Genomic DNA, 6,270 nt, shown 5'->3' with positions numbered 1-6,270 from the left:
ATGGTCGACGGCCTTCTCCCGCTCCTTCTTCAGCCGCTCCATCTCGGCCTCGAACTGCGAGAGGTGGTCGTCAGCCTCGTAGCGGTCGTAGCCCCGCACTGCGCGGTCCCATCCGTCCCCTGGTCGTCGTGGTGAACTGACTCATCGTGGAAATGGTGTCAGATCATCGGCTGAACGCCGGCCGGTCCCCCGGCCTGCAGCCTCCCCCGGAGGTGGAGGCCCGCCCCGGCCGAGTGGCCACTCTACCGGGCCGAGCAGCGGGCGTCAGTGGTCCGTTGTGGCCGGGGGGTTGGGCGGGAGGCCGGGTGAGGTCGCGGCGGTCACCAGCTCGGTGAGGACCCCGTGACAGTCCTTGGGGTGCAGGAACGTGATGCGGGAGTCCATGGAGCCGCGCCGCGGCTGGTCGTAGAGGACCCGGACGCCGCTCTCGCGGATCGCCGCGGCATCGCCGTCCACGTCGGCCGTGCCGAAGGCGATGTGGTGCACTCCCTCGCCGTGCCGCTCCAGCCACTTGGCGACGGTGGAGTCCTCCCGTACCGGCTCCAGCAACTGGAGATACGAGGACCCGCCGTCGTCCGTGCCGTTGATCCGGAGCATGGCCTCGCGGACCCCCTGCTCCTCGTTGACCTCGGTGTGGAACACCTCGAAGCCGTACGTGGCACGGTAGAAGTCGACGGTGGCGTCCAGGTCGAAGCAGGCGATTCCGATGTGATCGATACGCGTCAGCATGGAGTCAGTGCAGCGTCTCGACCTCGGTTACGCAACGTGCGCACGGTCACACCGGCCGACCGGTGACCGCGGGCCGTACCGCTCAGTACATTGGCGATAACCCTCGTTAACGTCTTCGCACTTCCGCTGAAGGGACTTGAACCCTCATGACCGGTACGTCAGCTCGTACGTCCAGCAGCAGCACCTCGGTGATCGTTTCCGGTGCCCGCACGCCCATGGGGCGGCTGCTCGGCTCCCTCAAGTCCTTCTCCGGCGCCGACCTCGGCGGCTTCGCGATCAAGGCCGCGCTGGACCGGGCCGGGATCAGCGGCGACCAGGTCGAGTACGTGATCATGGGACAGGTGCTGCAGGCCGGGGCGGGCCAGATTCCGGCCCGCCAGGCCGCCGTCAAGGCGGGCATCCCGATGAACGTGCCGGCCCTGACCGTCAACAAGGTCTGCCTCTCCGGCCTCGACGCGATCGCGCTCGCCGACCAGCTCGTACGGGCCGGGGAGTTCGACATCATCGTCGCGGGCGGCCAGGAGTCCATGACGAACGCGCCGCACCTGCTGCCCAAGTCCCGCGACGGGTACAAGTACGGTGCCGTCGAAATGCTCGACGCCATGGCGCACGACGGGCTGACCGACTCCTTCGAGAACATCGCCATGGGCGCCTCCACGGAGAAGCACAACACCCGGCTGGGGATCGCCCGGCCCGAGCAGGACGAGGTCGCCGCGCGGTCCCATCAGCGCGCCGCCGCCGCGCAGAAGAACGGTCTCTTCGAGGCCGAGATCACGCCGGTGGAGATCCCGCAGCGCAAGGGCGAGCCCGTCGTCTTCAGCCAGGACGAGGGCATTCGCGGTGAGACCACCGCCGAATCGCTGGGCAAGCTGCGGCCCGCCTTCGCCAAGGACGGGACCATCACGGCCGGCTCGGCCTCCCAGATCTCGGACGGTGCGGCGGCGGTCGTCGTCATGAGCAAGGCCAAGGCCGAGGAACTGGGCCTGGAATGGCTCGCGGAGATCGGCGGGCACGGGAACGTGGCCGGGCCCGACAACTCCCTCCAGTCGCAGCCCTCCCGCGCGATCCAGCACGCGCTGGCGAAGGACGGTGCGGCCACCGGTGCGGAGTTGAGCGTCGACCAGCTCGATCTGATCGAGATCAACGAGGCGTTCGCCGCCGTCGCCGTGCAGTCAACGAAGGACCTGGGCGTCAGCCCCGAAAAGGTGAACGTCAACGGCGGTGCGATTGCCCTCGGTCATCCGATCGGGATGTCCGGCGCGCGTATCGTGCTGCACCTCGCGCTCGAACTGCGGCGGCGGGGTGGCGGCGTGGGCGCTGCCGCGCTGTGCGGCGGCGGTGGGCAGGGGGACGCGCTCGTGGTGCGGGTGCCCGTGCCGGGGTCCGTGCCGGAGAAGTAGGTCCTGCGGGTGCGGGGCGGCGGGTGCGCGGCGGCGGGTGCGGGTCGGGTTTGCAGAGAGCAGAGGAGTGCGGCAGGTGGCGGTAGACGTTCCCGGGCTGGTGGAACAGGCGAGGGAGGGCCGGCCGCGGGCGGTGGCCCGGCTGATCTCTCTCGTGGAGGGCGCGTCGCCCTACCTGCGCGAGGTCATGGCGGCGCTCGCTCCGCGCTGCGGCAACGCATACGTGGTCGGGCTGACCGGTTCGCCGGGAGTCGGCAAGTCGACTTCCACCTCTGCGCTGGTCTCCGCGTACCGGCGGGCCGGGAAGCGGGTCGGGATTCTCGCCGTCGACCCCTCCTCGCCCTTCTCGGGCGGTGCGCTGCTCGGGGACCGGGTGCGGATGGGTGAGCACGCCTCCGATCCCGGCGTCTACATCCGCTCCATGGCCACCCGTGGGCACCTGGGCGGGCTCGCCTGGGCCGCCCCGCAGGCGATCCGCGTGCTGGACGCGGCCGGGTGCGACGTCGTGCTCGTCGAGACCGTGGGGGTGGGGCAGAGCGAGGTCGAGATCGCGGCGCAGGCGGATACGAGCGTGGTGCTGCTCGCCCCTGGGATGGGGGACGGGATCCAGGCGGCGAAGGCCGGGATCCTGGAGATCGGCGACGTGTACGTCGTGAACAAGGCCGACCGGGACGGGGCGGACGCGACCGCCCGCGAACTCAACCACATGCTGGCGCTCGGCGAGGCACGGGCGCCCGGTGACTGGCGGCCTCCCATCGTCAAGACGGTGGCGGCGCGCGGGGAGGGCATCGACGAGGTCATGGAGGCGCTGGAGAAGCACCGCGCGTGGATGGAGGAGCGTGGCGTGCTCGCCGAGCGGCGGGCACGACGGGCCGCCCATGAGATCGAGACGATCGCAGTGACGGCGCTGCGGGAGCGGATGGGGGAGCTGCGGGGCGGGCAGCGGCTCGACGCGCTGGCGGAGCGGGTCGTCGGGGGCTTCCTTGATCCGTATGCGGCGGCGGACGAGTTGGTTGCCGGGGTGACCGAGGGGTAGCGCTGGGGTTGGTCGGTGCGGTTCGTCGTGTGCGGGCGGCGCCGGGGCCTGCGGTCCGGCGCGGCCGTACTGGGACGGCATTATTTACGGCCTGGCACCGTCGACGTCAGTTTGGACGTGACGTTGATGCCAGGCCGAAAATAACGCTTGAGTGTCCCAGTACGACCACCCCTCCCCTCCGGCCCCGGCGCCTCGCGTCGGTGGTGGGTGCGGGGGTGGGGTGCGCTCTCTTAGTCGTCGTCGGTGTCTTCGGACTCGTCGTTCCGCTCCTGGGTTACCTTGCCGGTCTTCGTGTCGACCGTCAGCTCGTGTTCCTTGCCGTTCTTCAGCGTCTCGACCTCCCAGGCCGGCTTCTTGGCGTCGTCCTCCAGGTCGACCGACGTCACCGTGCCGTGAGCGGCTGCCGCGCGGGCCGCCTCTGCCGCTGACAGCTGGGTGGGGGACGCTTCGTCGTCGTCCTGCTCCTTGTGGTCGCTGATGACCTTGTTCGTCGCCGCGTCCAGCGTGACCTCGTGGGACGTGTTGCCCTTGGTGAGCTCGACCTCCCAGACCACGTTGTTCTTTTCGTCGTCCAGCTCGATGCCGGTGACGGTGCCGGGGGCGGACTTCTGGGCTGCGGCTGCTGCTTCGGCGGCCGTCGTCTTGGCCTGCTTGGCGTCCCGGGTGTCGTCGTCCTGGACGGAGGAGGTCTTGGTCGCCTGCTGGGCTTCGCCGTCGGCTGCGGCTACCACTCCGCCCGCGCCGATCAGGGCGGTGGCGGTGATGGTGGCGATGGCGATCTTGCGCTTCATGGTTCCTCCCGAGCTGTTTGTGATGCTCCGAGAGTGGCGGGGCGATGCTGAACGCAGGCTGAAGTCACCTGAAGATCACTTCAGGTGCGATGGGGGAGAGTGGGGCCATGCGCTTGCTGATCGTGGAGGATGAGCGGCGGCTCGCCCGGTCGCTGGCCGGCGGGCTGACCGCGGAGGGCTTCGCCGTCGATGTCGTGCACGACGGGACCGAGGGGCTGCACCGGGCGAGTGAGGGTGACTACGACCTGATCGTTCTCGACATCATGCTGCCTGGGATGAACGGCTACCGCGTGTGTGGAGCTTTGCGTGCGGCGGGGGATGAGACGCCGGTGCTGATGCTGACCGCGAAGGATGGCGAGTACGACGAGGCCGAGGGACTTGATACCGGGGCGGATGACTATCTGACCAAGCCGTTCTCGTACGTGGTGCTCGTCGCCAGGGTGCGGGCGTTGCTGCGGCGGCGGACGCGGGGTGCGCGGGCGGTGTTGACGGTGGGGGAGCTGGTCGTTGATCCGGGTAGTCGGCGGGTGATGGTGGGGGAGCGGGAGGTCACGGTGACCGCGAAGGAGTTCGCGGTGCTGGAGCACCTGGCGGTGCGGGCCGGGGATGTCGTGTCCAAGGCGGAAGTGCTGGAGCACGTCTGGGACTTCGCGTACGAGGGTGACGTGAACATCGTCGAGGTGTACATCAGCGCGCTGCGGCGCAAGCTCGGGGCGGGCTGGATCGTCACGGTGCGGGGCGCCGGATACCGGCTGGTGGACGCCGGTGCGTAGGGGGTCGGTACGGGCGCGCGCGGCTTGGGGGGCGACGCTGGTGGTCGCTGTGGCGCTGGTCGCCGCCGGGATCGCCGTGGTGGCGGTGCTGCGGGGCGGACTGGCCGACAACGCCCGGCTGGAGGCCGAGAACGCCGCCCGTGCGGTGGGCGCGGAGGTGTCCCGCGTGGACGCGGGCGGGGTGGGTGAGGTGGACGGGCTCGACGAGGACGAGCCGGCGCAGGTCGTGGGGGCGGGCGGGAACGTGCTCGGGTCGGACGAGACGTTGCGGGGGCGGGGGCCGATCGCCGACTTCAACCGGGTGGAGGGGGACGAGGACGTCGAGGGGGAGAGCGAGGAGGAGGTTCTCGCGTTGCCCCTCGAGGACGGCGGCACGGGGGACTTCTCGGTCGTGGCGGTGCAGAGCACCCTCCGGGACGGGACGCCCGTGACGGTGTACGCGGGGGCCTCGCTGGAGGATCAGCAGGAGGCCGTGTCGTCGGTGACGCGGGCGATGCTGCTCGGGCTGCCTGCCTTGTTGGCGGTGGTGGCAGGGGTGACGTGGCTGGTGACGCGGCGGGCGCTGCGGCCGGTGGAAGGTATTCGGGGAGAGCTGGCCGGGATCATGGCGAGCACCGATCTGTCGCGGCGGGTGCCGGAGCCGCAGGCCCGGGACGAAGTTGCCCGGCTCGCCCGTACGACGAACGAGACCCTCGCTGCTCTGGAGTCTTCGGTCGAGCGGCAGCGGCGGTTCGTCGCGGACGTGTCGCATGAGCTGCGGAGTCCTATCGCCTCGCTTCGTACGCAGCTGGAGGTGGGGGCGGCGCATCCGGAGCTGCTGGACGTGGACGGGGCGGTGCGGGACACCGTGCGGCTGCAGGAACTGGCGGCCGATCTGCTGCTGCTGGCCCGGCTGGACGCCGGGGAGCGGCCGGGGGAGGGGCGGGTGGCGCTCGGTGCGCTGGTCCGGGAGGCGGTGGCGGAGCGCCGGCCGCGTCCGGTGCGGGTGGGGGAGCTGGACGAGGGTGAAGTGACCGGGTCGCCGGGGCAGTTGGGGCGCGTCGTGCGGAATCTGCTGGACAACGCGCAGCGGCACGCCGCCTCGGAGGTCAGGGTCGCCGTGCGGGCTGCGGGTGAGTGGGTGGAGCTGGAGGTCTCCGACGACGGGAGCGGGGTGCCGGAGGGGGAGCGGGAGCGGATCTTCGAGCGGTTCGTACGGCTCGACGAGGCGCGCAGCCGTGAGGAGGGCGGGGCCGGTCTGGGGCTGGCCATCGCCCGTGACGTGGCGGAGCGGCACGGTGGGACGCTGCGGGTCGCGGGTGGGTCTTCGTTCGTGCTGCGGTTGCCGAAGGGTTAGTGCCGTGACCGGCAATGTTTGCCCGTTGAGGAGCGTCGTCCAGTTATGGGGTCTCCCCGGGCCGCAGGCCCAGGGGACGCGATCGCAAGGCGGCCGGAAGTCCTTGTAGCGGAGCTACCAGGGCTTTTGGCCAACGCGGCGTGGGGGCACCTCCCGGCCGAAGGCTGGGGGAGTGCGTGATGGGCGGCGCGACAGGGCAAAGGTT

Annotated in this window: 6 protein-coding genes; 4 read left to right on the top strand and 2 right to left on the bottom strand. The window is 70.7% G+C overall.

Features of this window, described 5'->3' with window-relative positions:
* Positions 1 to 264: 264 nt before the first annotated feature.
* The gene (mce, locus tag ACRDP3_RS20275; RefSeq protein ID WP_431518395.1) at positions 265 to 729 is read right to left on the bottom strand and encodes a methylmalonyl-CoA epimerase; all 465 of its coding nucleotides are present in this window, start codon (positions 727 to 729) and stop codon (positions 265 to 267) included.
* A 188-nt stretch (positions 730 to 917) separates the two neighbouring features.
* On the opposite strand from mce, the gene ACRDP3_RS20270 reads away from it, so the two are divergent.
* Positions 918 to 2,129 (top strand): acetyl-CoA C-acetyltransferase, encoded by a 1,212-nt coding sequence (locus tag ACRDP3_RS20270; RefSeq protein WP_431518396.1) that lies wholly within the window; start codon positions 918 to 920, stop codon positions 2,127 to 2,129.
* Positions 2,130 to 2,205: 76 nt separating this feature from the next.
* Positions 2,206 to 3,165: a methylmalonyl Co-A mutase-associated GTPase MeaB gene (gene meaB, locus ACRDP3_RS20265; RefSeq protein ID WP_431518394.1), complete on the top strand. Its 960-nt coding sequence runs from the start codon at positions 2,206 to 2,208 to the stop codon at positions 3,163 to 3,165.
* Positions 3,166 to 3,395: 230 nt separating this feature from the next.
* On the opposite strand, the gene ACRDP3_RS20260 is transcribed toward meaB, so the two are convergent.
* Positions 3,396 to 3,956, bottom strand: coding sequence for a PepSY domain-containing protein (locus ACRDP3_RS20260; protein ID WP_431518393.1), 561 nt, complete (start codon positions 3,954 to 3,956; stop codon positions 3,396 to 3,398).
* A 107-nt stretch (positions 3,957 to 4,063) separates the two neighbouring features.
* On the opposite strand from ACRDP3_RS20260, the gene ACRDP3_RS20255 reads away from it, so the two are divergent.
* A complete protein-coding gene (locus ACRDP3_RS20255) occupies positions 4,064 to 4,729 on the top strand; it encodes a response regulator transcription factor (RefSeq protein ID WP_431518392.1) in 666 nt (221 codons plus the stop codon).
* Entirely contained in the window at positions 4,722 to 6,065 is a 1,344-nt protein-coding gene (locus tag ACRDP3_RS20250) for a sensor histidine kinase (protein WP_431518391.1), read from the top strand. The genes ACRDP3_RS20255 and ACRDP3_RS20250 overlap by 8 nt, the downstream gene beginning before the upstream one ends.
* Positions 6,066 to 6,270 lie beyond the last annotated feature (205 nt).

The organism is Streptomyces sp., assembly GCF_050698815.1.
Taxonomy (GTDB): domain Bacteria; phylum Actinomycetota; class Actinomycetes; order Streptomycetales; family Streptomycetaceae; genus Streptomyces.
The sequence above is the reverse complement of the archived record's forward strand: the minus strand, read 5'-3'. Positions and strand labels throughout refer to the sequence as shown.